The organism is Streptomyces sp. SID14436, assembly GCF_010548465.1.
GTDB lineage: Bacteria > Actinomycetota > Actinomycetes > Streptomycetales > Streptomycetaceae > Streptomyces.
The window spans coordinates 1-22,329 of sequence record NZ_JAAGMD010000050.1; the positions used below are offsets into that span (position 1 = coordinate 1).

Annotated in this window: 22 protein-coding genes and 3 pseudogenes; 17 read left to right on the forward strand and 8 right to left on the reverse strand. The window is 71.0% G+C overall.

Annotated elements, in window-relative coordinates:
* From G3I53_RS01730 to G3I53_RS01745, 4 genes and pseudogenes are all read right to left on the reverse strand, one after another.
* Window positions 1-257: pseudogene (locus tag G3I53_RS01730) on the reverse strand (cellulase); the annotation flags it as partial.
* An 11-nt stretch (window positions 258-268) separates the two neighbouring features.
* The gene (locus G3I53_RS01735) at window positions 269-775 is read right to left on the reverse strand and encodes a SigE family RNA polymerase sigma factor (RefSeq protein ID WP_031101368.1); all 507 of its coding nucleotides are present in this window, start codon (window positions 773-775) and stop codon (window positions 269-271) included.
* Window positions 776-1,027: 252 nt separating this feature from the next.
* Complete coding sequence (locus G3I53_RS01740; RefSeq protein WP_164437961.1) at window positions 1,028-1,378, reverse strand: hypothetical protein; 351 nt, start codon at window positions 1,376-1,378, stop codon at window positions 1,028-1,030.
* Between the two features lie 79 nt (window positions 1,379-1,457).
* Complete coding sequence (locus tag G3I53_RS01745; RefSeq protein WP_031101372.1) at window positions 1,458-1,835, reverse strand: DUF6479 family protein; 378 nt, start codon at window positions 1,833-1,835, stop codon at window positions 1,458-1,460.
* 94 nt (window positions 1,836-1,929) lie between these two features.
* Between G3I53_RS01745 and G3I53_RS01750 the strand changes: the two genes are divergently transcribed.
* Together G3I53_RS01750 and G3I53_RS01755 are read left to right on the forward strand one after the other, a co-directional pair.
* Window positions 1,930-2,304: a four-helix bundle copper-binding protein gene (locus G3I53_RS01750; RefSeq protein WP_031101373.1), complete on the forward strand. Its 375-nt coding sequence runs from the start codon at window positions 1,930-1,932 to the stop codon at window positions 2,302-2,304.
* Window positions 2,305-2,377: 73 nt separating this feature from the next.
* Window positions 2,378-2,532 (forward strand): annotated as a pseudogene (locus tag G3I53_RS01755) (acyl-CoA dehydrogenase family protein); the annotation flags it as partial.
* A gap of 73 nt (window positions 2,533-2,605) precedes the next feature.
* Here the strand turns inward: G3I53_RS01755 and G3I53_RS01760 are convergent.
* Window positions 2,606-4,378, reverse strand: coding sequence for a helix-turn-helix domain-containing protein (locus G3I53_RS01760; RefSeq protein ID WP_164338708.1), 1,773 nt, complete (start codon window positions 4,376-4,378; stop codon window positions 2,606-2,608).
* Between the two features lie 218 nt (window positions 4,379-4,596).
* On the opposite strand from G3I53_RS01760, the gene G3I53_RS01765 reads away from it, so the two are divergent.
* From G3I53_RS01765 to G3I53_RS01810, 10 genes are read left to right on the forward strand one after another with little or no spacing between them, the layout of a single operon-like run.
* Entirely contained in the window at window positions 4,597-5,085 is a 489-nt protein-coding gene (locus G3I53_RS01765) for a general stress protein (protein WP_164338707.1), read from the forward strand.
* A gap of 44 nt (window positions 5,086-5,129) precedes the next feature.
* Complete coding sequence (gene dnaK, locus G3I53_RS01770; RefSeq protein WP_031101376.1) at window positions 5,130-7,022, forward strand: molecular chaperone DnaK; 1,893 nt, start codon at window positions 5,130-5,132, stop codon at window positions 7,020-7,022.
* Between the two features lie 9 nt (window positions 7,023-7,031).
* A complete protein-coding gene (locus G3I53_RS01775) occupies window positions 7,032-7,655 on the forward strand; it encodes a nucleotide exchange factor GrpE (RefSeq protein WP_031101377.1) in 624 nt (207 codons plus the stop codon).
* Between the two features lie 6 nt (window positions 7,656-7,661).
* A complete protein-coding gene (locus G3I53_RS01780; protein ID WP_031101378.1) occupies window positions 7,662-8,618 on the forward strand; it encodes a J domain-containing protein in 957 nt (318 codons plus the stop codon).
* A complete protein-coding gene (locus tag G3I53_RS01785) occupies window positions 8,615-9,022 on the forward strand; it encodes a chaperone modulator CbpM (protein WP_164338706.1) in 408 nt (135 codons plus the stop codon). Before G3I53_RS01780 ends, G3I53_RS01785 begins: the two co-directional genes overlap by 4 nt.
* The gene (clpB, locus tag G3I53_RS01790) at window positions 9,013-11,652 is read left to right on the forward strand and encodes an ATP-dependent chaperone ClpB (RefSeq protein WP_164338705.1); all 2,640 of its coding nucleotides are present in this window, start codon (window positions 9,013-9,015) and stop codon (window positions 11,650-11,652) included. Before G3I53_RS01785 ends, clpB begins: the two co-directional genes overlap by 10 nt.
* Window positions 11,649-12,107: a thioredoxin gene (gene trxA, locus G3I53_RS01795; protein WP_031101383.1), complete on the forward strand. Its 459-nt coding sequence runs from the start codon at window positions 11,649-11,651 to the stop codon at window positions 12,105-12,107. Before clpB ends, trxA begins: the two co-directional genes overlap by 4 nt.
* A 6-nt stretch (window positions 12,108-12,113) precedes the next feature.
* Window positions 12,114-12,374, forward strand: a complete 261-nt coding sequence (locus tag G3I53_RS01800) for a UBP-type zinc finger domain-containing protein (RefSeq protein WP_031101384.1) — start codon at window positions 12,114-12,116, stop codon at window positions 12,372-12,374.
* A complete protein-coding gene (locus G3I53_RS01805) occupies window positions 12,374-14,155 on the forward strand; it encodes an FAD-dependent oxidoreductase (protein ID WP_164338704.1) in 1,782 nt (593 codons plus the stop codon). The genes G3I53_RS01800 and G3I53_RS01805 overlap by 1 nt, the downstream gene beginning before the upstream one ends.
* A gap of 41 nt (window positions 14,156-14,196) precedes the next feature.
* Window positions 14,197-14,700 (forward strand): Hsp20/alpha crystallin family protein, encoded by a 504-nt coding sequence (locus G3I53_RS01810; protein WP_164338703.1) that lies wholly within the window; start codon window positions 14,197-14,199, stop codon window positions 14,698-14,700.
* A 91-nt stretch (window positions 14,701-14,791) separates the two neighbouring features.
* On the opposite strand, the gene G3I53_RS01815 is transcribed toward G3I53_RS01810, so the two are convergent.
* Complete coding sequence (locus G3I53_RS01815; protein WP_164338702.1) at window positions 14,792-15,013, reverse strand: hypothetical protein; 222 nt, start codon at window positions 15,011-15,013, stop codon at window positions 14,792-14,794.
* A gap of 143 nt (window positions 15,014-15,156) precedes the next feature.
* On the opposite strand from G3I53_RS01815, the gene G3I53_RS01820 reads away from it, so the two are divergent.
* The 3 genes from G3I53_RS01820 to G3I53_RS01830 are packed head-to-tail and all read left to right on the forward strand — an operon-like array spanning window position 15,157 to window position 17,964.
* The gene (locus tag G3I53_RS01820) at window positions 15,157-17,088 is read left to right on the forward strand and encodes an MFS transporter (protein ID WP_164338701.1); all 1,932 of its coding nucleotides are present in this window, start codon (window positions 15,157-15,159) and stop codon (window positions 17,086-17,088) included.
* A gap of 21 nt (window positions 17,089-17,109) precedes the next feature.
* On the forward strand, window positions 17,110-17,502 hold the full coding sequence (locus G3I53_RS01825; RefSeq protein WP_031101390.1) for a DUF2267 domain-containing protein: 393 nt from the start codon (window positions 17,110-17,112) through the stop codon (window positions 17,500-17,502).
* 33 nt (window positions 17,503-17,535) lie between these two features.
* Window positions 17,536-17,964, forward strand: a complete 429-nt coding sequence (locus G3I53_RS01830) for a DUF2267 domain-containing protein (RefSeq protein ID WP_031101392.1) — start codon at window positions 17,536-17,538, stop codon at window positions 17,962-17,964.
* 48 nt (window positions 17,965-18,012) lie between these two features.
* On the opposite strand, the gene G3I53_RS01835 is transcribed toward G3I53_RS01830, so the two are convergent.
* Together G3I53_RS01835 and G3I53_RS01840 are read right to left on the reverse strand one after the other, a co-directional pair.
* Window positions 18,013-19,206 carry a PP2C family protein-serine/threonine phosphatase gene (locus G3I53_RS01835; protein WP_031101395.1) on the reverse strand — a complete coding sequence of 398 codons (1,194 nt, stop codon included), beginning with the start codon at window positions 19,204-19,206 and terminating at the stop codon, window positions 18,013-18,015.
* Between the two features lie 46 nt (window positions 19,207-19,252).
* Complete coding sequence (locus G3I53_RS01840; RefSeq protein ID WP_031101397.1) at window positions 19,253-19,702, reverse strand: DUF1931 family protein; 450 nt, start codon at window positions 19,700-19,702, stop codon at window positions 19,253-19,255.
* A gap of 248 nt (window positions 19,703-19,950) precedes the next feature.
* Here G3I53_RS01840 and G3I53_RS01845 point away from each other — a divergent pair.
* Together G3I53_RS01845 and G3I53_RS01850 are read left to right on the forward strand one after the other, a co-directional pair.
* A pseudogene (locus G3I53_RS01845) lies at window positions 19,951-21,041 on the forward strand (hypothetical protein).
* Between the two features lie 391 nt (window positions 21,042-21,432).
* On the forward strand, window positions 21,433-22,329 hold an 897-nt coding region (locus tag G3I53_RS01850), incomplete at its 3' end, for a serine/threonine-protein kinase (RefSeq protein WP_164441461.1).

Genomic DNA, 22,329 nt, shown 5'->3' on the forward strand with positions numbered 1-22,329 from the left:
GGAGGCGGTGTCGGGCTGGTCGCGGGCAGCGGCCCGGGGCCGGCCGGCTGGGTCCGGGACTCGACGCCGGGCAGCAGGGCCAGCCCGATGCCGAGGCCGGTCACCGCGAGGGCCGAGCCGCCGGCCCGCCACAGCATCCGCATGCGGCGGCGGGCGCGGATGCCGTGCCGCAGCCGCTGCCGCTGCTCGTCCGCGAAGGGGGTCTGCTGCCGGGTGTCGCGCATCATGCGCGTCAGCTCCCGCTCGAAGTCGTCCATCGCCTCTCCCCTCAGCCCACGGTCCGGACGGCGTCGGACAGGATGCTGCGCAGGCGGGCCACGCCCCGGGAGGCATGGGACCGTGCGGTCCCCACCGGGCAGCCGAGCGCCTGCGCCACCTGGGCCTCCGGCAGGTCCTCGCAGTAGCGCAGGACCACGGCCGCGCGCTGCCGGGGGGAGAGCAGCGCCAGCGCGGCCTCCAGCCGGGAGCGTTCCGCCACCGTCGACGACACGTCGTCCGGCAGGGGCCGGTCGGGCAGCGCCTCCACCGGGCGCTCGCCCCACCAGCGGCGCCGGGCGGACCGGGCCGCCAGCCGCACCAGGACCGTGCGGACGTACGCCTCCGGTGCCTGCTCGGCGACCCTGGGCCAGGCGAACCACAGCTTCACCAGCGATTCCTGCACCAGGTCCTCGGCCCGTTGCCGGTCCCCGCCGGTGAGCAGGCGCGCGACGTGGAGCAGCGCCGACCAGCGGGCAGCCACGAACTCGTCGAAGCCGTCGGCCCCCAACCGCTCCATCCCCACCGCCCCCGCGTCCGGAAATCCCCTTACACAAGAGACAAAGACTCGTGGCCCCCCGGAACGATGCACCCGCCTGCTGTGATCCCGGTCACCCGGTGACGCGGTTCGGTCGGGCGAGCGGTCACCCGGACATGCAAAGGGCGGGCCGCGGACCCCTGACCGCCCGGAGGTGATCAAGGGCCCGCGACCCGCCCGTGAAAGTCTCGGCCGTGGGAGATCGGCCGGGGGAAAGGCGGGCGCGCCGGTGCGCTACGTGCGGTCGCCCTTGGGCTTGCCCCGCTGGTCGGGGGTGCCGTGCGGCGGCGGCCCGAAGGGCTGCGGCGAGGTGGCGGGGGTGACGGGGGAACCGCCCCGGGCGGCGCCCGTCTCGGGGCGCAGCGCGCCCGGGTCGCCGGACGTCGGCTCGGCGCCCGCCCGCAGCTGCTCCAGCCGCGCCGACAGCAGTTCCGTCACCGGGAGCCGGTCGGCGTGCGTGCGCTCGTAGGCCAGGAGTTCCTCGACCTCGGCGGTGTTCAGGGACCGCACCCGGCTCTCCAGGCCGCCGAGGGGCAGGTGGTCGTAGTCCGGCAGCGGCAGGGCGCTGTGGGCAGGGTCGGCCATGGTTCTCACTTCCCTGTACGGCGTGCTGTGGGGCGGGCGCGTCGCACCGGTCGGTGTCGGGCCCGGGCGACGTCGCCGGTCAGCGGGTTCCCGGGCCGCCGCTGCCGAATCCGCCGCTGCTGCCCTCGTCCCAGCGCGGCCGCTCCTGCGACGTGCCGGTCCGGGTACCGGAGTTGCCGCGGCCGTCCATCTCATGGGGCGTCAGCCGCCGGTCGCTGCGCGGCATCTCGTTCGGCTCCCGCTGTTCCCGGGTCTCGCGCACCGGGCCGCCCTCGGGCATCCGGGGCTGCTCCTCGGGGCGGGGGCGGGCGGTGTCACCGCGTCGCACCCGGCGGCTGCCGAGCGCGAAGGCGGCGATCAGCACACCCACCACCACGACGCCCACGGCCAGCCCGATGCCCACGGCGCCGCGGCCCGCGGCGAGGTCGGTCGTCTCCATCCAAGCGGTGTTCACCATGGGCCGCGGGTACCCCCGGCCGTCCCGGACGAACACGCTCCCGTGTCCCGCCCCCGCCGGGTTTGACCGCACCGGGCCCGGCAACCCGCGCTGTGTGACGACGACATTTTCGCAGCAGGAGTTGTTCCGGTTCCTGGAGGACCGCTTCGCCTGCGCCCAGGCGTGCACCGAGTGCGCCCGGGCCTGCGCGCTGCGGGCGAGCCTGGTGGATCCGGACGGGACGCAGGACCAGGAACTGGTACGGCGCAAGGGCATCATGTGCGCGGAGGTGTGCGACGCGACCTGCCGTGTGCTGTCCGAGCAGAACCAGGTGGACGAGGCGGCCATCCGGTCGCAGGTGGAGTGGTGCCGCGAGGTGTGCCTGGAGGCCGCCCACGCCTTCGACGGGCACCCGGGCGCCGAGAAGACGGCCCGGGCGTGCCGCGACTGCGCGCGGGCCTGCACGGAGTTCCTCGACACCCTGATCTGACGGCCGGGGCCGCACGGAGCGGTCCCGGCCGGCCCACGCGCCCGCCCTTGGCGCCCGCGCCCGCGCCCGCGCCAAGCTGACCGACGGCCGCCGGGTCGTCGACCTGCCCTGGGTGCGCCGCGGCTGCTGGCCCGCACCCACACCCGGCTGAAGGCGCTCAGGCTCCTCAGCCGGCGGATGGTCGCCGCCGTCGAGGACGGCACCCTCACCCCGCAGGAGGCGTCCGCCGCGGCGAAGTGCAGCCGTGCTGCCCGCGGGGCGGCGGCCGGGCAGCCGGGCCGGGCCGATCGCCGTGGGGGCCTCAAGCGGGTCCGCCCAGCATGATCTTCCACACCCGGGTCGCCACCTGCAGGTTGAGGCGCTCCTCCACGTTCGTGAGGTCATGGCCGCTGAGCTCGCGGATGCGCTGGAGCCGGTAGCGGAGCGTGCTGCGGTGGATCGCGAGGGACGCGGCGGTCTCGGCGTAGTTGCCGCCGCAGTCGAAGTACCGGGACAGGGTCTCCACGAGCGCCGTACGGTGCCGGCCGTCGTAGTCGACGAGCTGTCCGAGCCATTCGTGAACGAACGCCTCCAGCTCCCGGTACTCGTTGCCGGGCCCCAGGATTCGGTAGAGGCCCAGGTCGTCGAAGAACGACGTGCCGTACCGCTGTCGGGACCGGCGGCGTACCTCCAGGGCACGCAGTGCCTCTTGGTACCGGCCGGGGATGCCGTCCGGGGTGTTGCAACGGGCGCTCACCCCGATCGTCCCGTCCCGGGTGCCGGTCTCCCGGGCGAGCGCCTCGTACAGGGCGTGGTCGTGCGGCCTGCCCTCGGCGACCAGCACCACGTGGTCGGAGCGCTGAGTCACCAGCGACGGCATGCCCACGGCCGAAGCCGTCCGGCCCACGGTCCGCGCGAAGGCGTCGTCCGCGGACCGTCCCCTCCACTGCACGGCGATCACGTACTGGGTGCGGTGAAGGTCGTGTCCGAACGCCTCGGACCGGGCGTAGGCGCTCTTCTCGTCCGTGCCCTCCAGAAGATCGTCGACCAACTCGCGGCGCAGCCGCAGTTCGACCTCCGCCAGCCGGCGCTGGTGCGACAGTTCCAGGGCGAGTGATGTGGCGGCGTGCTCCAGAGCGAACACGGTGTACTCGTCGGCCTCGCCCCCGGGGTCGAGCAGGGCCAGCACCCCGAGCACCTCACCGCGTGGGCGTATCAGGGAGATGAGCCGGTCCTTGATCCGCACCGGTCCGTCTCTCCTGGCGACCCCCTGGAGCATCTCCTCATGGCGGGCGGGGTCCGGTTCCGGACAGGGGTCGGGTCGGCCGGGACCGGTCCAGGAGCGCAGTCGGCCGAAGCGGTCCTCGACCAGCACGGGAAGACCGGTGAGCGCATGCAGTGCGCCGGTGATGGCCTCCTCGCCGCCGCCCGCGGCCGCGACCCCGGCGAGGGCCTCGTGCACGGCTCGCTGGTATCCCCCCTCCACGAGCTGGGAGATCAGCCGCCGCTGGAGGGTTGTTCGTTCCCGTCGCAGTCGGTGCAGCTCCAGCGCCTCGTCCTGCCTGCGGCGGTGCGCGACGGCGACCGACAGGGCCGCGGCGGCGAGGCGCACCAGCGTGGTGAGCAGGAAGTGCTGGGCGTGGGTGGGCCGGGAGGGAGAGGTCACCACGAGGTAGCCGTGCAGTCCACCGGGCCCCTGCAGGGCCAGTGCCCGGCCCCGTGACCGGCCGGGAACGGACACCGGGCTGTCTCCCCCCGTCAGCTCTCGCACCGCCCGGTCGATGGCCGACGCGCGGTCCTGCCCGGCCTGCGGGCCGGACATCAGCCGGCCGTGCCCTCGGAGGTATCCGGCCTCAGCCCTGTACGGGCCGACGGCCGACACGTGATCCATGGCAAGGCGCAGGATCTCACTCTCGTCCCGGGTGTCGAACAGGGCACGGGAGAGTGCCGGCAGCTTGCGGTATGCGAGGGCGGAAAGGGGCGGGCGGGAGCTTCTCCGCAAGATCGTGGGGTGCTGTCCCAGACGGACCGACGGAAGACGGCCTTCCTGGTCGGAACGGCGCCGGTACGTGTTCCTGACCCGGCTGCCTGCCATGTGATCACTCCTGTCCCTGTGGCCTGGAGCGGTGACATTGACCCTCCTCGACGACGTCCCGGAGCGAGTACCACGATGCCCGAAATGTTCGTTTCGTGCTCGCGGGGGGACGGGCTCCGTCGTTCTTTGATCTGCCGGGTGGAGGCGTGGAGCCGCCCGGTTCGGGAGTCTGGGGCGTGTCGGGTGCCGCTGTGCACACCGGCAGGAAGGACTGGGCAATGACAGAGCAGCCTCGCAGGCCCGTTGCCGCGTACGAGACGTACCAGGAGGCCGAACGCACCGTCGAACACCTCTCGGACCAGGGGTTTCCCGTGGAGAGGGTGGCCATCATCGGCCAGGACGTCCGCCTCGTCGAGCAGGTCGTCGGGCGGATGGATTACGGCCGGGCCGCCCTGCACGGTGCGGCCAGCGGGGCGCTTCCCGGCGCGCTGATCGGCTGGCTCTTCGGCTTGGTCGACTGGGTGGACCCCCTCGTGTCCGCGTTGCTCGTCGCCCTCTACGGCCTGGTGTTCGGGGCGGTCGTGGGCGCGCTGTTCGGCCTGCTGCTGTACGCCCTGCAGCGTGGCCGCCGGGACTTCGCCTCCGTTCGCTCGATGGAGCCCAGCCGGTACGTCGTCGTCGTGGACGAAGCGGTCGCCGACGAGGCCGTACGGCTGCTCGGCGGCTTGCGGCCCACCGGTGCCGGCGGGCGTCCCGCCCATACCTGAACGATCAGTGCCGGCGCATGTCGCCGCACCGGGAGGAGTTCCTCATGGCCAAGGCAGTGGGCATCGACCTGGGCACCACGAACTCGGTGATCGCCGTGTGGGAGGGCGGCGAGTCATCCGTCGTGCCCAACACCGAAGGCAACCGCACTACACCGTCGGTGGTGGCCTTCACCGACACCGGGGAGCGGCTGGTGGGCCAGCTGGCCCGGCGCCAGGCGATCCTCAACCCCAAGGGCACCATCTACTCGGCCAAACGGTTCATCGGCCGGCATTTCGACGAGATCTCCGACGAGGCCAGGGCGGTGGCCTACGACGTCGTCGAGGGCGACGGCGGGGCAGCCCGCTTCAAGGTGCGCGACAAGCTCTACGCGCCGGAGGAGATCAGCGCCCAGGTGCTGCGCAAGCTCGCCGACGACGCTTCCAAGCAGCTGGGGGAGCGGGTCACGGAGGCGGTCATCACCGTACCCGCCTACTTCAACGACGCTCAGCGCACCGCCACCAAGGACGCCGGACGGATCGCGGGACTGGAGGTACTGCGCATCATCAACGAGCCGACCGCGGCTGCCCTCGCGTACGGCATGGACAAGAAGGAGCACGAGACCGTCCTCGTCTTCGACCTGGGCGGCGGAACCTTCGACGTGAGCATTCTCGACGTCGGCGACGGCGTCGTGGAGGTGCGCTCCACGGCCGGTGACAGCCATCTGGGCGGCGACGACTTCGACCGGCGGCTCGTGGATCACCTCGCGGACGGCTTCCAGAAGGAGAACGGCATCGACCTGCGCAAGGACCCGCAGGCGCTGCAACGCTTGTTCGAGGCGGCCGAGAAGGCCAAGACCGAGCTCAGTTCGGTGACGCAGACGCAGGTCAGCCTGCCGTTCATCACCGCCGACGCCTCCGGCCCGAAACACCTCACCGACTCCGTCATGCGGTCCACCTTCGAGCAGATCACCGGTGACCTGGTGGAGCGATGCCTGGGACCGGTGCAGCAGGCCATGTCCGACGCCAAGGTGGGCGAGAGCGACATCGACGAGGTCATCCTCGTCGGCGGTTCCACCCGCGTCCCCGCCGTCCAGGCGCTGGTGCGCCGGCTGACCGGCGGCAAGGAACCCAACATGAGCGTCAACCCGGACGAGGTCGTGGCCCTGGGCGCTGCGATCCAGGCCGGGGTGCTCAAGGGCGAGGTCAAGGACGTCCTGCTGCTCGATGTCACGCCCCTGTCGCTGGGTGTGGAGACGCGCGGCGGCGTGATGACGAAGATCATCGAGCGGAACACCACCATTCCGGTGCGTCGCACCGAGACCTTCTCCACCGCCGACGACAACCAGCCCGCCGTCGACATCGTCGTCCTCCAGGGCGAGCGCGAACTGGCCGCCGACAACCGGGTGCTCGGCCGCTTCCAGCTCACCGACATCCGCCCGGCGCCGCGCGGCGAGCCACAGATCGAGGTCACCTTCGACATCGACGCGAACGGCATCCTCAACGTCAGGGCCCGGGACCGGGACACCGGCAAGGAGCAGGGCATCACCATCACCGAGAGCTCCAACCTGGACCGCAGTGAGGTCGAGCGCATGGTGCAGGAGGCCGAGCGCAACCAGGGCCAGGACCGGGCTCTGCGCGAGGCCGTCGATGCCCGCAACGAGCTCGACGCGGTGGCGTACCAGGTCGAAAAGCGCCTCGCCGAGCTGGGCGACGCCGCACCTGCGCACGAGAAGGCACGCGCCGAGATGCTGGTGTCGGATGCCCGGGCGGCAGTCAAGGAGGAGGCAGGCGTGGAACGGGTGCGGCCGCTGACCTCCGAACTCCAGCAGGTTCTTTCAGGACTGGCGGCCCATCACGGCGGCGCCACCACGGGCGGTCCCGACCAGGACACCACCGGCGGCGCCCCGAGCGGCGGCGGGGACGACGACGTCATCGATGCCGAGTTCGACAAGGACTGAGGAACCGTCATGCCGATCCACCCCAGGGAGTCCGACCCGGCCGTGCCGGACCCGGCCGGCCAGGCTCCGGAGAGCGCCGTACGCTCGCCGGGAGGGGAGCTTCCGCCCTCGGGCCCGCCGGACGGGCCGGGGTCCGACACGGACGAGGGACCCGGCCCCGACGCGTCCCGCGGTGGCTCCGCACCCTCCGAGGAGGAGCAGCACACGGCCGAGCTGAGGGAACTCGAGGACCGCTGGCGGCGTGCGCTCGCCGACCTCGACAACCTCCGCAAGCGCCACGCCAGGGAACTGGAGCGGGAGCGGACGGTCGAGCGGTCCCGCACAGCCGCCGCCTTCCTGCCCGTCCTGGACAACCTCGAACTCGCCCTGGCACATGCCGGATCCGACCCCGACGCCATCGTCGAGGGCGTCCGGGCGGTCCGCGACCAGGCGGTGAACGTCCTCGAACTGCTCGGCTACCCGCGGCACGCCGAGACCGGCGTCGCCTTCGACCCGGCCTGGCACGAGGTGGTCGGCGTCGTCAACGACCCCGACGCCCCACCGGGCACGGTCGTCGAGGTGCTGCGCCCGGGCTACGGGGACGGCGAACGCCAGCTCCGCCCCGCCGCCGTGACGGTCGCGAAGCGGGAGTGACCGGCCATGGCACAGGACTTCTACCGGGTGCTGGGCGTGTCACGGACCGCGAGCCAGGACGAGATCCAGCAGGCATATCGCAAACTCGCCCGCAAGTACCACCCCGACGTCAACAAGGACCCGGGGGCGGAGGAGCGCTTCAAGGACCTCAACGAGGCGTACAGCGTCCTGTCGGACCCCAGGACCCGGGCCCGCTACGACCGCTTCGGCGAGGACTTCCGGAAGGTCCCCGAGGACTGGGAGGAGCGGGTCGGCGCCGGCGCCGGACCCGGCGGCGGCTTCCGCGCCCGGCGGACCGCGGGTGCGGGCGGCCCTCGTGTCCGGTACACCGGCTTCGGCGACGACTTCGCAGCGGAGGGCGTCGACATCGACGACCTGCTCGGCTCGCTCTTCGGAGCAGGCGCCGCCCGCGGCGGTGTACCGGGGGCGGACCAGGAGGCCGAGCTGCCGCTCACCGTCGAGGAGGCGTACCGGGGCGGCCGCCGCACCGTCACGCTCGCCGGTCCCACCGGGCAGCCGCGGCGGTACGAGGTCGATGTACCGCCCGGCGTCACCGCCGGACAGCGCATCCGGCTGGCGGGCGAGGGCGGACGGGGCAGTGGTGACGCCGCCGCGGGAGACCTGTATCTGCGGGTCCGCATCCAGCCGCACCCCCGGTTCCGGCTGGACGGCCGGGACGTGTACGTGCAGCTTCCGGTCACCCCCTGGGAGGCCGCGCTGGGCGCCACGGTTCCGGTGCCCACCCCCGGCGGCGGCACGGCCAAGGTCACGGTGCCCGCGGGCTCGTCCAGTGGCCGGCGGCTGCGGCTGCGCGGCGAGGGCATGCCGAACCCGCGCGGTGCCGACGGCAACCTCTACGCCGAACTCCGCGTGATGGTGCCGCCCAAGCTGAGCGACCGGGAGCGCGAGCTGTTCGAGGAGCTCGCCGCCACCTCTTCGTACGATCCCAGGAGGACGTCATGAGCGACCGACCCTCATGGGGGGTGACCGGTGGCGGGCCCGCCCGGGCCGGCGGGGGCGGGCCTCCCGTACGGACGGGCGCCGGCTCCACGGCCGTGCGGTACGCGCTCGTCCCCGTGCCCAGGCTTTCCCTGGACACCGTGGCCCGCCGCGCCGGAGTCCATCCCGACCTGGTCCGCCGCTTCGTCGCCCTGGGCCTGGTCGACGCCGAGCGCGACGCTGCGGGGCGCCTGGTGTTCGACTCCAGCGCCCCGGCGGTGCTCGCCCGCGTCCAGCGACTGCGCTCCGGTCTGTGTCTCAACTACGCATCCATCGGTCTGGTGCTCGATCTGCTGGACCGCATCACCCTGCTCGAAGCCGCACTGCGCCGCGCCGGTACGAGGAGTGACATACCGCCATGGACATGAACCGTCTCACCCAGAAGTCACAGGAAGCCCTGCAGGAGGCGCAGACCGCCGCCGTCCGCATGGGACAGACCGAGGTGGACGGTGAGCATCTGCTGCTCGCGCTCCTCGACCAGGAGGACGGTCTGATCCCGCGGCTGCTGCAGCAGGCGGGCAGGGAGCCCCAAAAACTCCGCGCGGCCGTGCGGGAGGAACTTTCCCGCCGGCCCAAGGTGACCGGCCCGGGCGCGGCGCCGGGCCAGGTGTTCGTCACCCAGCGCCTGTCCCGGCTGCTGGACGCGGCCGAGCGGGAGGCCAAACGCCTCAAGGACGAGTACGTGTCCGTGGAACACCTCCTGCTGGCCCTGGCCGAGGAGGGCTCGTCCACCGCCGCCGGACGGCTGCTCAAGGAGCACGGCATCACCCGGGACTCGTTCCTGAGCGCGCTCACCCAGATCCGCGGTAACCAGCGCGTCACCTCGGCCAACCCCGAAGTGGCGTACGAGGCCCTGGAGAAGTACGGCCGCGACCTGGTGGCCGAGGCCAGGGACGGCAAGCTGGACCCGGTCATCGGCCGCGACGCCGAAATCCGTCGCGTCACCCAGATCCTCAGCCGCAAGTCCAAGAACAACCCCGTCCTCATCGGCGACCCCGGCGTCGGCAAGACCGCCATCGTCGAGGGCCTCGCCCAGCGCATCGTCCGCGGCGACGTGCCCGAAGGACTGCGCGACAAGACCGTGTTCGCACTCGACATGGGCTCCCTGGTGGCCGGGGCGAAGTACCGGGGCGAGTTCGAGGAACGCCTCAAGGCCGTGCTGTCCGAGGTGAAGGCCGCCCAGGGCCACATCCTGCTCTTCGTCGACGAACTCCACACCGTCGTGGGCGCCGGCGCCGCCGAAGGAGCCATGGACGCGGGCAACATGCTCAAGCCGATGCTCGCCCGCGGCGAACTCCACATGATCGGCGCCACCACCCTCGACGAGTACCGCAAGCACATCGAGAAGGACGCCGCCCTCGAACGCCGCTTCCAGCAGGTCCTGGTCGAAGAGCCGAGCGTGGAGGACACCATCTCCATCCTGCGCGGACTGCGCGAACGCCTGGAGATCTTCCACGGCGTGAAGATCCAGGACACCGCGCTGGTGTCCGCGGCCACCCTCAGCCACCGCTACATCACCGACCGGTTCCTGCCCGACAAGGCCATCGACCTCGTCGACGAGGCCTGCGCCCGGCTGCGTACCGAGATCGACTCCATGCCCGCCGAACTCGACGAGATCACCCGCCGCGTCACGCGACTGGAGATCGAGGAGGCGGCACTGTCCAAGGAGACCGATCCCGCCAGCAAGGCCCGCCTGGAGGAGCTGCGCAGGGAACTGGCCGACCTGCGCGGCGAGGCCGACGCCAAGCACGCCCAGTGGGAGGCGGAACGGCAGGCGATCCGCCGCGTGCAGGGGCTGCGCCAGGAACTGGAACAGGTCCGCCACGAGGCGGAGGAGGCAGAACGCGCCTACGACCTCAACCGCGCCGCCGAACTCCGCTACGGCCGCCTCCAGGACCTGGAACGCCGGCTGGCGGCCGAGGAGGAGCAACTCGCCGCGAAGCAGGGGCAGAAACGGCTGCTCCGCGAGGTCGTCACCGAGGAGGAGATCGCCGACATCGTCGCTGCCTGGACCGGCATCCCCGTCAGCCGCCTGAAGGAGGGCGAACGCGAGAAGCTGCTGCGCCTCGACGAAATCCTGCGCGAGCGCGTCATCGGCCAGGACGAGGCCGTCCAACTCGTCGCCGACGCCATCATCCGCGCCCGCTCCGGCATCCGCGACCCGCGCCGCCCGATCGGCTCGTTCATCTTCCTCGGCCCCACCGGCGTGGGGAAGACCGAGCTGGCCAAGACCCTCGCCCGGGCCCTGTTCGACTCCGAGGACAACATGGTCCGGCTCGACATGAGCGAGTACCAGGAGCGGCACACCGTCAGCCGGCTCATGGGCGCGCCGCCCGGATACGTCGGCTACGAGGAGGGCGGCCAGCTCACCGAGGCCGTACGCCGCAAGCCGTACTCGGTGGTGCTGTTCGACGAGATCGAGAAGGCCCACACCGAAGTCTTCAACACCCTGCTGCAGGTCCTCGATGACGGCCGCATCACCGACGCCCAGGGCCGTACGGTCGACTTCCGCAACACCGTGATCATCATGACGTCCAACATCGGCTCCCAGTACCTCCTAGACGGCGCCACCGCCGACGGTGAGGTCAAGCCGGACGCCCGCGCCCTGGTGATGGGCGAACTGCGCGGGCACTTCCGCCCGGAGTTCCTCAACCGCGTCGACGACATCGTGCTGTTCAAGCCGCTCGGTGAGCGGCAGATCGAGCGGATCGTGGAGCTGCAGTTCGACGAGCTGAGGCAGCGCCTCGCCGAACGCCGCATCGCCGTCGAACTCACCGACGAGGCACGGGAGCTGATCGCCCACCAGGGCTACGACCCGGTGTACGGGGCGCGGCCGCTGCGGCGCTACATCTCCCACGAGGTCGAGACGCTGGTCGGGCGCGCCCTGCTGCGCGGCGACGTACAGGACGGCGCGAAGGTCCGCGTCGACGCCGCGCACGGAGAGCTGGTGGTCACCTACGACGCGCCCGAGGACGAGAAGGGAGCGCGGGCGGCATGAGTACCGTGCAAGCCACCCACGTCACCTGCCCGCACTGCGGGCGCACCAACCGGGTGCCCGTGGCCGCCGAGGGCCGCCCCAAATGCGCCAACTGCAAGCAGCCTCTGCCGTGGACGGCCGAGGCGGGTGACGACGACTTCGCCGAGGTCGTCGAGCAGGCCACCGTTCCTGTCGTGGTCGACCTGTGGGCCACCTGGTGCGGCCCCTGCCGCATGGTGAGCCCGGCGCTGGAGAAGGTCGCCGCCGATCTCGCGGGAAGGATCAAACTGGTCAAGGTCGACATCGATCAGAACCCGCGCCTGGCGCAGCGCTTCGAGGTCCAGGCGGTACCGACGCTGCTGATCCTCGACAAGGGACAGACCATCGCCCGGCAGGCGGGGGCCGCACCTGCCCCTGCCCTGCGGCGATGGGTGGAGCAGTCGATCGCCGGCCGCGGACCGGCCGGGAAAGGATGACCGGCCATGACCGTACGGACCGACCCCCACCTCGCCCTCGTACGCCCCGTGACCCCGCGCACCGCGGGATGCGAGGAATGCCTGGCCACGCGTTCCCCCTGGCTCCACCTCAGGCTCTGCCTGACCTGTGGCCACGTCGGCTGCTGCGACTCCTCGCCGAACCGGCACGCCCGCCGTCACGCCGCCGCCGACGGCCATCCGATCGCGGCGTCACTGGAGCCCGGCGAGAACTGGCGGTGGTGCTTCGTCCACGAGGCGTTCGTGTGATGCCCGGCGACGAGACGCGGCCGGGCGCAGCGCCCGTGCCGGGCGAGCCGGAGGGAAGCGTCCCCTTCGAGACTCCTGACATCTACGGTGCCTACCCGCGTCTTTCGGACGGCCAGTTGGCCCGCCTGGCACAGCGCGGCCGGCGGCGTGCGGTGGACGCCGGCGAGGTGTTGATCCGGGAAGGGGAACGATGCGAGACCTTCTACGTCGTCCTCAGCGGGGCGCTCGCCATCCTCGAGGACTACGGCACACCCGGCGAACGGCTGCTGCGTGTCCACGGCCCCGGCCGCTTCATCGGCGAACTCGGCCTCCTGAACGGACAGGTGGCCTTCTACACCGCCGTGGTCAGGGACCCCGGCGAGATCCTGGCCCTGTCCATGGACCAACTGCGTGACCTGGTGACCCGGGACTCCGATCTGGGCGATGTGGTGCTGCGCGCCTGCCTGGGCCGCCGAGCCCTGCTCGTCGGGCAGGGCGCCGGTTTCCGCATCATCGGCTCACGCTACTCGCCCGACACCCGGCGGATGCGCGAGTTCGCCGCCCGCAACCGGCTGCCGCACCGCTGGATCGATCTGGAGACGGACCAGGAGGCGGAGGCGCTGCTGCGCCGCTTCGGGGTCGGTCCGGAACAGACGCCGCTGGTGATCTGGCGGGACACGACGCTGCTGCGCAATCCGAGCAACGCCGAACTGGCCCGGTTGATCGGCCTCCCGCCCTTGCCGTCGGGCAACGGCCACCGCGATCTCCTCATCGTCGGCTCCGGTCCGGCCGGTCTGGCCGCCGCGGTGAACGCCGCCTCGGAAGGCCTCGGAACGACCGTGGTCGAGGCGCTGGCCACCGGCGGCCAGGCGGGGACGTCCTCCCGCATCGAGAATCTGCTCGGCTTCCCGTCCGGCATCTCCGGCGCCGAGCTCACCGAGCGCGCCGTGCTCCAAGCGGAGAAGTTCGGCGCCCGGATCAGCATTCCGGCGGAGGCCGCCCGGCTCGAACGGCGGGACGGCCACTACGCCGTCGGCTTCACCGACGGCAGCGAGATCACCGCCCGAACCCTCGTCCTGGCCACCGGCGCCCGCTACCGTCGCCTCCACGTGCCCGGCATCGAACCGCTGGAGTGCGCGAGCGTGCACTACTCGGCGACCGTCTATGAGGCCCAGCAGTGTCGCACCGACCCGGTGGCGGTGGTGGGCGGCGGCAACTCCGCGGGCCAGGCCGTGCTCTTCCTGGCCGGGTACGCGCCCCAGGTGTACCTGCTCGTCCGTGGGCCGAGCCTCGACGAGCACATGTCCCGCTACCTGATCGATCAGATCGAGCGCCACCCGCGGGTCCGGGTGCTCCTGCAGACCGAGATCACCGAGGCGCACGGCGACAAGGTCCTGGAGGCGGTCACCGTGGTCGACCACCGTGCGGGCACGCACCGCCGCCTCGCGGTGCGGGCTCTGTTCGTCTTCACCGGCGCCGACCCGCACACCGAGTGGCTGTCCGGCGCGCTCGCCCTGGACGCGCGCGGCTTCGTGCTCACCGGCGCGGACGCTCAGGCCTGCTCGGTCCCCGAGCTGTGGCAGAGCCAGGGCCGCGACTGCCTGACGCTGGAGACCACCCTGCCCGGCGTCTTCGCCGCCGGCGACGTCCGCAGCGGCTCGGTGAAACGCGTGGCCTCCGCGGTCGGCGACGGCGCGATGAGCATCCACTTCGTGCACCGCTACCTGGGCCACACGGTCGAGCCCGGCGACACCGACACCGCCCCGCAGACCCGTCCGAAGGAGTCCGCTTGGCTCGCTTGACACCAAGGGGACGACGAGATCACCAGAAGGAGAAGGAGGCGATGGGAATGGCCACGCCCGTCCGGCACCACCGAGGTGCCGCAACGCAGGCCAGGCCGCTCGGCTGGGCACGCAATCCCCTGACGGAGTTCGACCAGCTGCTCAGCGAGATGAGCGGGCTGATCGAATCCACGGTAGGAGGTGCGGCGACCGCAGTCGCGTGGACACCCCTGGCGGATGTCACGGAGTCCGACGACGCCTTCCACGTCGAGATCGAACTCCCCGGCGTCAAGAGCAAGGACATCGACGTCGAGGCGAGCGGACAGGAGCTGGTGGTCACCGGAGAGATCAAGGAGAAGGAACGCAAGGGCGTCCTGCGCCGGAGCACCCGCCGCACCGGGGCCTTCGAGTACCGGCTGCGGCTGCCCCGGGAGGTCGACACGGAAAAGATCAATGCGCGGATGTCGGACGGGGTGCTCACCATCACCGTCCCCAAGGCCGAGGTCGCAAAGCCCCGGCACGTCGAGATCACCGAGACGAATGACAGCACCGGGAGCAACGGCTGACGCGAACGCCGCGGTTCCGGACACCCGTCCGGAACCGCGGCCGGGCCGCCGAACCGCGACATCGGGGATGAGTCATGAAGGACGTCCCGCATCACGAGCCCTCACGCGGTGGAGATCCGCCACCGGACTCCTTGCGGCGCCGCAGGCGCCAGGTGCGCAGCAGCCGGAGGGGGAGCAGGCCCAGCGGTGTCCGTCGGCCCATGTCCGCCAGGTCCTCGCGGTCGAATGCCCGTGCGTAACGCTCCGCGTCCTGGGGCGTCGGATACCGCTTGCTTCCCTTCGCTCCGCACTCCCGCGCGCAACGCCAGAGCATCGTGTCGCCCTCATGAGAAAAGCGATAACGGTGTCCGAGAAAGTGGCAGCGCAGCACAGAAGACCACCTTAGGCGGACCGGCCCACTCCGGCCTGTTCTGTCCCCCAGCGAACAGACCATGGCCCTGAACGAGGAGGCATGGCATGACCACCACCTCCGACCTCGGTGTCGTCACCACCAAGGTCCCCGCCCGGCTCGACCGGCTGCCATGGTCCCGGTTCCATTGGCGGATCGTCATCGGCCTGGGAACCGTCTGGATCCTGGACGGACTCGAAGTGACGATCGTCGGGGCGGTCGCCGCCCGGATGACCGAGCCGGGCAGCGGCATCAACCTGACCAGCGCTGACATCGGGACGGCCGCCGCCATCTATGTGGCAGGCGCATGCGTGGGCGCTCTCCTGTTCGGGAGGCTCACCGACCGCTACGGGCGCAAGAAGCTGTTCATGCTCACGCTCGGCATCTACATCCTCGCCACCGTCGCGACCGCGTTCGCGCACGACGCCTGGTTCCTCTACCTCGCCCGCTTCGTCACCGGTATGGGCATCGGCGGAGAGTACGCCGCGATCAACTCGGCCATCGACGAGCTGATTCCGGCCCGCAACCGGGGGCAGACGGATCTGGCCATCAACGGCAGCTACTGGATCGGTGCGGCGCTCGGCAGCCTGGTCGCCGTGTTGCTTCTCAACGAGAATCTGCTGTCGGCCGACCTCGGCTGGCGGCTGGCCTTCGGCCTGGGCGGCCTCCTGGGCCTGGGCGTCATGCTGGTACGCCGGCATGTACCGGAGAGTCCACGCTGGCTGTTCATCCACGGGAAGGAAGCCGAGGCGGAACGCATCGTCGACCGGATCGAGGCCGAGGTGCGCCGAGAGACCCAGCGCGAGCTGCCCGAACCGGGCGAAGCGGTGACCGTACGGCAGCGCGACGTCATCCCGTTCAGGGAGATCGCCGGCGTGGCGGTGCGGCGGTACCCGCGTCGCGCCGTTCTCGGTCTGGCGCTCTTCGTCGGACAGGCGTTCCTGTACAACGCGATCGTCTTCGACCTGGGCACGCTTCTCAACGGCTTCTTCGACATCGGATCCGGCTCGGTCCCCTACTTCCTGGCCCTCTTCGCCATCGCCAACTTCCTCGGGCCACTCCTCCTCGGCCGGCTGTTCGACACCGTGGGCAGAAAGCCGATGATCGCGGGCACCTACTTCGGCTCGGCCGTCGTGGCAGCCGTCCTCGCCGTCCTGCTGGTCAGCGGCTCCCTGACGGCATGGGGGTTCTTCCTGCTGGTCTCGCTGACCTTCTTCGTGGCCTCCGCGGGAGCGAGCTCCGCCTACCTGACGGTGAGCGAGGTCTTCCCCATGGAGACCCGGGCCCTGTCCATCTCGCTGTTCTTCGCGATCGGCACGGCCGTGGGCGGAATCACCGGCCCGCTGCTGTTCGGCCATCTGATCCACAGTGGCGACGCGGACCTGGTGGCCATCGGATTCCTGGTCGGCGCGGCAGCCATGGCGCTGGGCGGGCTGGCCGAGGTCTTCTTCGGTGTCCGGGCCGAGCAACAGTCTCTGGAGAACATCGCCCGGCCGCTCACCGCTGAGGAAGCCGACGCCGCCTGGCGCGACGAGCCCGCGCCGCAGGACGCCCGGGACCGCAGCCGCCCCGAGCGCGATCGGCGGGCCGCCGACGAACGGGAACAGCGGATCGCCGACCGCACCGCCCGCCGCCGGGAGCGGGAGCGCACGGGAGCCCGCCGCTACCGTCCGGGCACCGGATCGGGCAGCAGGATGTATTCACCGGGGATGGCCGGCACCGCGGGAACGGCAAGCCGTACGTCCGCCATGGCCGAACAACGCCTCGACGACGAGGTCGAACAGATCACCCAGGCACTCCAGGAATCCGGTGCGACGAGCCGCGACCAACTCGAACACGCCGTGAGCGGCCGCTCCTGGGGCCCGGGACGATTCCGCCGTGCCCTGCGCGAGTCCGAGCGGGAGGCCAGGATCAAGGGAGTGGGCAAGAGCAGCTATGCGCCGGCGGACGGACGCGGCCGGTCCGGCAGCGGGCCGGACGACCCCCATGAGCAGCAGTGACCCGTACAGAAGGAGGCAGCAATGAAGTACGACGCATTCCTCGCCCGGGTACGCGAGCGAGGCGAGTACAAGGATCAGGACGAAGCCGCGGACGTCACCAAGGCCGTGCTCGAAGTGCTGGCCCAGCGGATCAGCCCCGGAGAGGTCAGGGACCTGGCGTCCCAGCTGCCCGGCCCGCTGGGACAATTCCTGCAGGACGCCACGCCACAACGGGCACAGAGCTTCGGGATCGAAGAATTCCACCGCCGGGTCGCCGAGCGCACCAACGCCCGGCCGCGTACGGCGCAGTGGGACGCCAGCGCGGTCCTGACCACCGTTGCCGACGCCGTCACCGGCGGAGAACTGAATCAGATCATCAGCCAGCTCCCCTCGAGCTACGCGGTCCTGTTCGGCAAGGCCGACCTCGCGGACTGAGCCCGAGGCACCCCGGAACGAAAGGCCGCACAAATGGTTGAAACAGGTTTCTCCTCGTTCGACACCATGGTGGACAAGGCCAATCGGCTCCTCAGGGAGGTCGAGGAGGCCTTCGGATGGCCCAAGGAACGGCGTAAGCAGTCCTACGCGGCGCTGCGGGCAGTGCTGCACCCGCTCCGGGACCGTCTCCCGGTCGAGACGGCCGTGCAGTTCGGCGCCCAGCTGCCGACCATCGTCAGGGGCGTCTACTACGACGGTTGGAAACCGGCCGAAACGCCTGTGAGGATGAGCAATGAGGAGTTCCTGGCACGGGTCCGGAGTGAATTCCCCTACGCCGTCGAGGGCGGCGCCGAGAAGCTGGTGCGCACCGTCCTGAAGACTCTGGCGCTTCATGTGAGCGCCGGCGAATGGGAGCACCTCAAATCACGGGTGCCGAACTCGTTCGCCGTGCTCCTGCCGTGACCCGGCGAAGAGGGGGGCCGGCGCCCCGGCGCCATCCGGCTCCTCCGGTCACGGATCAGGGGGCTGCCACTCGAACATCAGGATCGTGGCGTCGTCGCTGAGTGAGTTGTGCCGGTGGTCCAGGACGGCATGGATGAGCAGGCGCAGCACCTCCGGGGCGTTCTGCCCCGCTGCGGTCGACCGGATGATGTAGTCGGTGAAGCGCTCCAGGCCGAACTCCTCGCCCGCCTCGTTGCGGGACTCGACCACGCCGTCCGAGTAGAGCAGTACGCGGTCACCGGGTTCGAGGCCGACCTCGTGCACCTGACGGGCGGTCTCGGCGAGACGTGCCGGCAGGCCCAACGGAGGCTCAGGAGGCCGCTCGAATGTCTCGGGGAGCAGACGGTGGCGACGGATGAGCAGCGGAGCGGGATGACCGCAGTTGCACCATCTCAGCACACCTGTGGGCATGTGCAGTTGAGCGAGGACACCCGTGCAGAACTGCTCCGGAAGCCACGTCGCCAGCGCATCGTCCACGGTGCCCACGAGTTCGTTGAGGCCTGCCCCGCTGCGCCGGGCATTGCGGCAGCCTGCCATGGCGACAGCGGTGGCCAGTCCGGACGCCAGATCGTGCCCCATGCCGTCGAGGATCGTGGTGTGCAGAAGGTCCTCGGTGAATACGTGGTCGAACGCATCGCCACCCAGTTCGTACGCAGGCTCCAGAGCCGCCGTCGAGACGACCCGCCCGGTGCCGATGGAGCGGGGAGGGAGGAAGGCACTCACCATTTCCGTGTGCAGGTGCATCGGCCTGGTACGCATGCGCTGGGCGATGGTGTCGCTGTAGGTGCGCTTGGATGTGATGATCAGCGCGAGGAGCGACGCCGCCGTCCGGCAGCGCCGTAGTCTGAGCCCGTCCAGGGTGCCCATGGTCAGTTCCAGCACGCCCAGGCGTTCCGCTCCGTCGGCCAGGGGCAGCCAGACGTTCAGCTCACCGGAGGGGGTTTCCGCCATTCGCAGTGAGTTGGTGCGGTAGGACCACCCTGCCAGCGACGTGTCGAGGTCCAGATCCGGCCCGTCCTCGACGAACGGCACGAGCAGTCTTTGCTGGATGTCGACCAGGTAGATCGCTGCTCTCCCCAGGCCCATGGCCTCTGCGTACCGGTTCAGGACGACGGGCAGTTCCGCGGGTGATGCCAGCTGGGCGGCACTGACGAGTTCCTCCAGCAACAGCTCCCCCGACCCGACGGACGCGTCTTTGTCCATGCGTTCGATGTTCCCCTCGCCGACGCGCCCCCACAATCCGGGCGTCCTACAGAAGCAGGTCGAAGACGGCTCGGGCCTCGTCCCAGTGCTGGGTCTGGGGGTTCTTCAGGTCGGGGTGGAGGATCTTGAAGCTCTGGGCGAGGGAGAGGCTGAGTCCGCCGATGATGTCCGGATAGGCCGCCTCGGTGTCCTGGTCGGGTGCGCGGTCGAGAGGGGGGTGGGTGGCGAGCTGTTCAAGGATCGGCTTGAGTTCCACTTCCTCGTCGATCGCCCGGAAGCGATGGATGCTCTCCTGCAGGCCCTTCGTGATCGGCAGGTCGCACGTCCGGATGATGTCGCGGTCATTGGCCTTGGCTGTGGCCTGGGCGACGGTCAGCAGATCGTAGAGCTTGGCGTCGACGAAGTCGCTGTACCGCTTGAGGTCGTTCTTGTCGACGTTCAGCCCTGCGGCCGTACGGAAGAACCGCTCGAACCTGGCGATGGACATCACGGTCATGATGGCAACCTCCGGCTGCGGGCGCCGGGCGGCTCCCAGCCCCCTGTCCTTCAGCCCCAGCTTGACCGATGGGGCACGGGAACACTTGCGCATGCCGGGCCCAACCGACCCACCCCGCATTGCCCTGTCAGGACCAGGAGGCGACCCGGCGGCAGGGATCCGACGCGTCACGTGGCGACGACGGCGATCCAGGGGCATCCTGTGGGCACTTACGGTTTCGTGGGGCAGCCGATGAGAAGGGTCCAGCCATGCCGAAGCCGTCGCAGGGCGTCACGGTCGTGGCTCTCCTGGCAGATCCGGACACGCCGACGGAGATCGCTGAGCGTATGGCCCGGAGACTTCCCGACCGGCTCTCCAGAAAGTCGGACAAGGGGCGACGGTTCGACGTCAGGGTGGTCAGTGAGCCCGTCACCGCAGGGAGCGAGGACCCGCCCACCGTGATGCGCCGGATCAGGGAACGCGCGAACGCGGAGGACTGGGACGTCGTCGTGGCCCTCACCGACCTTCCGCTGCACTCGCACGGACGCAAGCTTGTGGTGGATCTGAATCACGAATACCGCCTTGCGCTGCTTTCCCTGCCCTCGCTGGGGGCCGGCGGCTGCAGACGAGGGCCCAGAGGGCAGTGGAGGAGGCCGTCCTCAGCCTGACGGGTCCGCGGGACGCTCCGCCGCGCCCCTTCGACGATCCTCTCGCGCCGGTCCGTCCGGGCCCGGTCGATGAGGACGAACCCGCCGATCTCCGGTACACCACCGGCGGGCCCCGCGGCTACCTCAGGGTGCTCGGCGGCATGGTCCGGGCCAACCGGCCGTGGCGGCTGGTGCCGGGCCTGTCGAAGGCCCTGGCGGCCGCACTCGCCACGGGAGCGATTGCCACCGTGAACGCCACCGTCTGGAGCCTTGCCGCGTCCCTGAGCACCACCCGTCTCGTGATCGCCATGGTCGGATCCATCGCGCTCATGATCGGCTGGCTGATCGTGGACGCGCATCTGTGGCATCGAACGGCGGAGATCTCGCCGGAGGCGAGGAAGCGGGCGGCTCTGTACAACGCCTCGACGGTCGTGACCGTGGGTATCGGGGTGCTCGTCTGCTATGCGGGGCTGCTGGTCATCAACCTCATATGGGCGCTTTTCATCCTCAACGACCAGGTATTCGCCTTCATGACGCGAAGCCCGTTGCACCTCACGGAGTACCTGACGCTCGCCTGGTTCGTCGCTTCGGTCGCCACCGTGGGCGGTGCACTGGGATCAGGCTTGGAGAGTGACGAGGCGATCCGAGCAGCCGCCTACTCCAAGCGTGAACAGGAACGTCGCCGCAGGCTCGAGGACGACCACGAAGACTAGGCCTCGGTCCCGGGCGGGAGGCACGGCGTTGGTCGGTGGTGCTCCGGGAACGGCACGTCCGTGTGTCCGCGGAGGAGCTGGCCGGGCTGGTCCGGCGCATCGGCGGGCCGGGCGACCGGTTCCTGGTCCTCCAGCGGATACCCGACCTGCCCGACGTCCTCGCCCAGGTGTGGCAGGAGGCCGGCGGCCGGGAACCGGAGCGACCCGCGCGAGGGCGGGGCGCCCGGGAGGATCCCGACCCGGCCGCGCCTCCGGACGGGGCGGACGCCGGTCCTGCGGAGGCGCCGGCGGACGGACCGGCCGGGCACCGTACAAAGTCGGACGAGATGTCGCCATACTGGTCGGGCCAGGGGAGGGCGCGGCGGACAGCGACGGGGGCGGGGCAGCGGAGATGGGGGACACCAGACTGATCCACGGCCGGTACCGGCTGCTCGACCGGATCGGGCGCGGCGGCATGGGTGAGGTGTGGCGGGCGCGGGACGAGTCACTGGGCCGGCAGGTGGCGGTGAAGTGCCTCAAACCGATCGGCCCCCAGCACGACCAGGCGTCCGGCCGGGTCCTGCGGGAGCGGTTCCGGCGCGAGGCCCGGGTGGCCGCGGCGCTCCAGCACCGGGGCATCACGGTGGTGCACGACTTCGGCGAGGACGACGGCGTGCCGTACCTCGTGATGGAGCTGCTCCAGGGCCGCGACCTCAGCCGGCTGCTGGAGGACAACAAGCAGCACCCGCTGCCGGTCGACGAGGTGGTGGACATCGCCGACCAGGTCGCCTCGGCCCTCGCCTACACCCACGACCAGGGCATCGTGCACCGTGACCTGAAGCCCGCCAACATCGTGCGCCTGCACGACGGCACCGTGAAGATCTGCGACTTCGGCATCGCCCGCCTCGGCCACGACATCGGCTACACCTCACGGCTGACCGGCACCGGCATCGCCATGGGCACCCCGCACTACATGTCCCCGGAGCAGATCGGCGGCTCGGAGGTCGACCGGCGCAGCGATCTGTACTCCTTCGGCTGCGTGCTCTACGAGATCGCCACCGGCGTCCCGCCGTTCGACCTGGACGACGCGTGGGCGATCCTCGTCGGTCACCGCGACACCCCGCCCCCGCCGCCCCGCGAGCACCGTGCCGAACTGCCCGAGCACCTCGAACGCCTCATCCTCGACCTGCTGGCCAAGGAGCCCGGCGGGCGCCCGGACAGCGCCCGCGAACTGACCCACCGGCTGGCCGCGCTGGGCACCGGAGGGGACCGGCCGCCCGCCCCGCGCGACCGGGCACCGGCCGCCGTC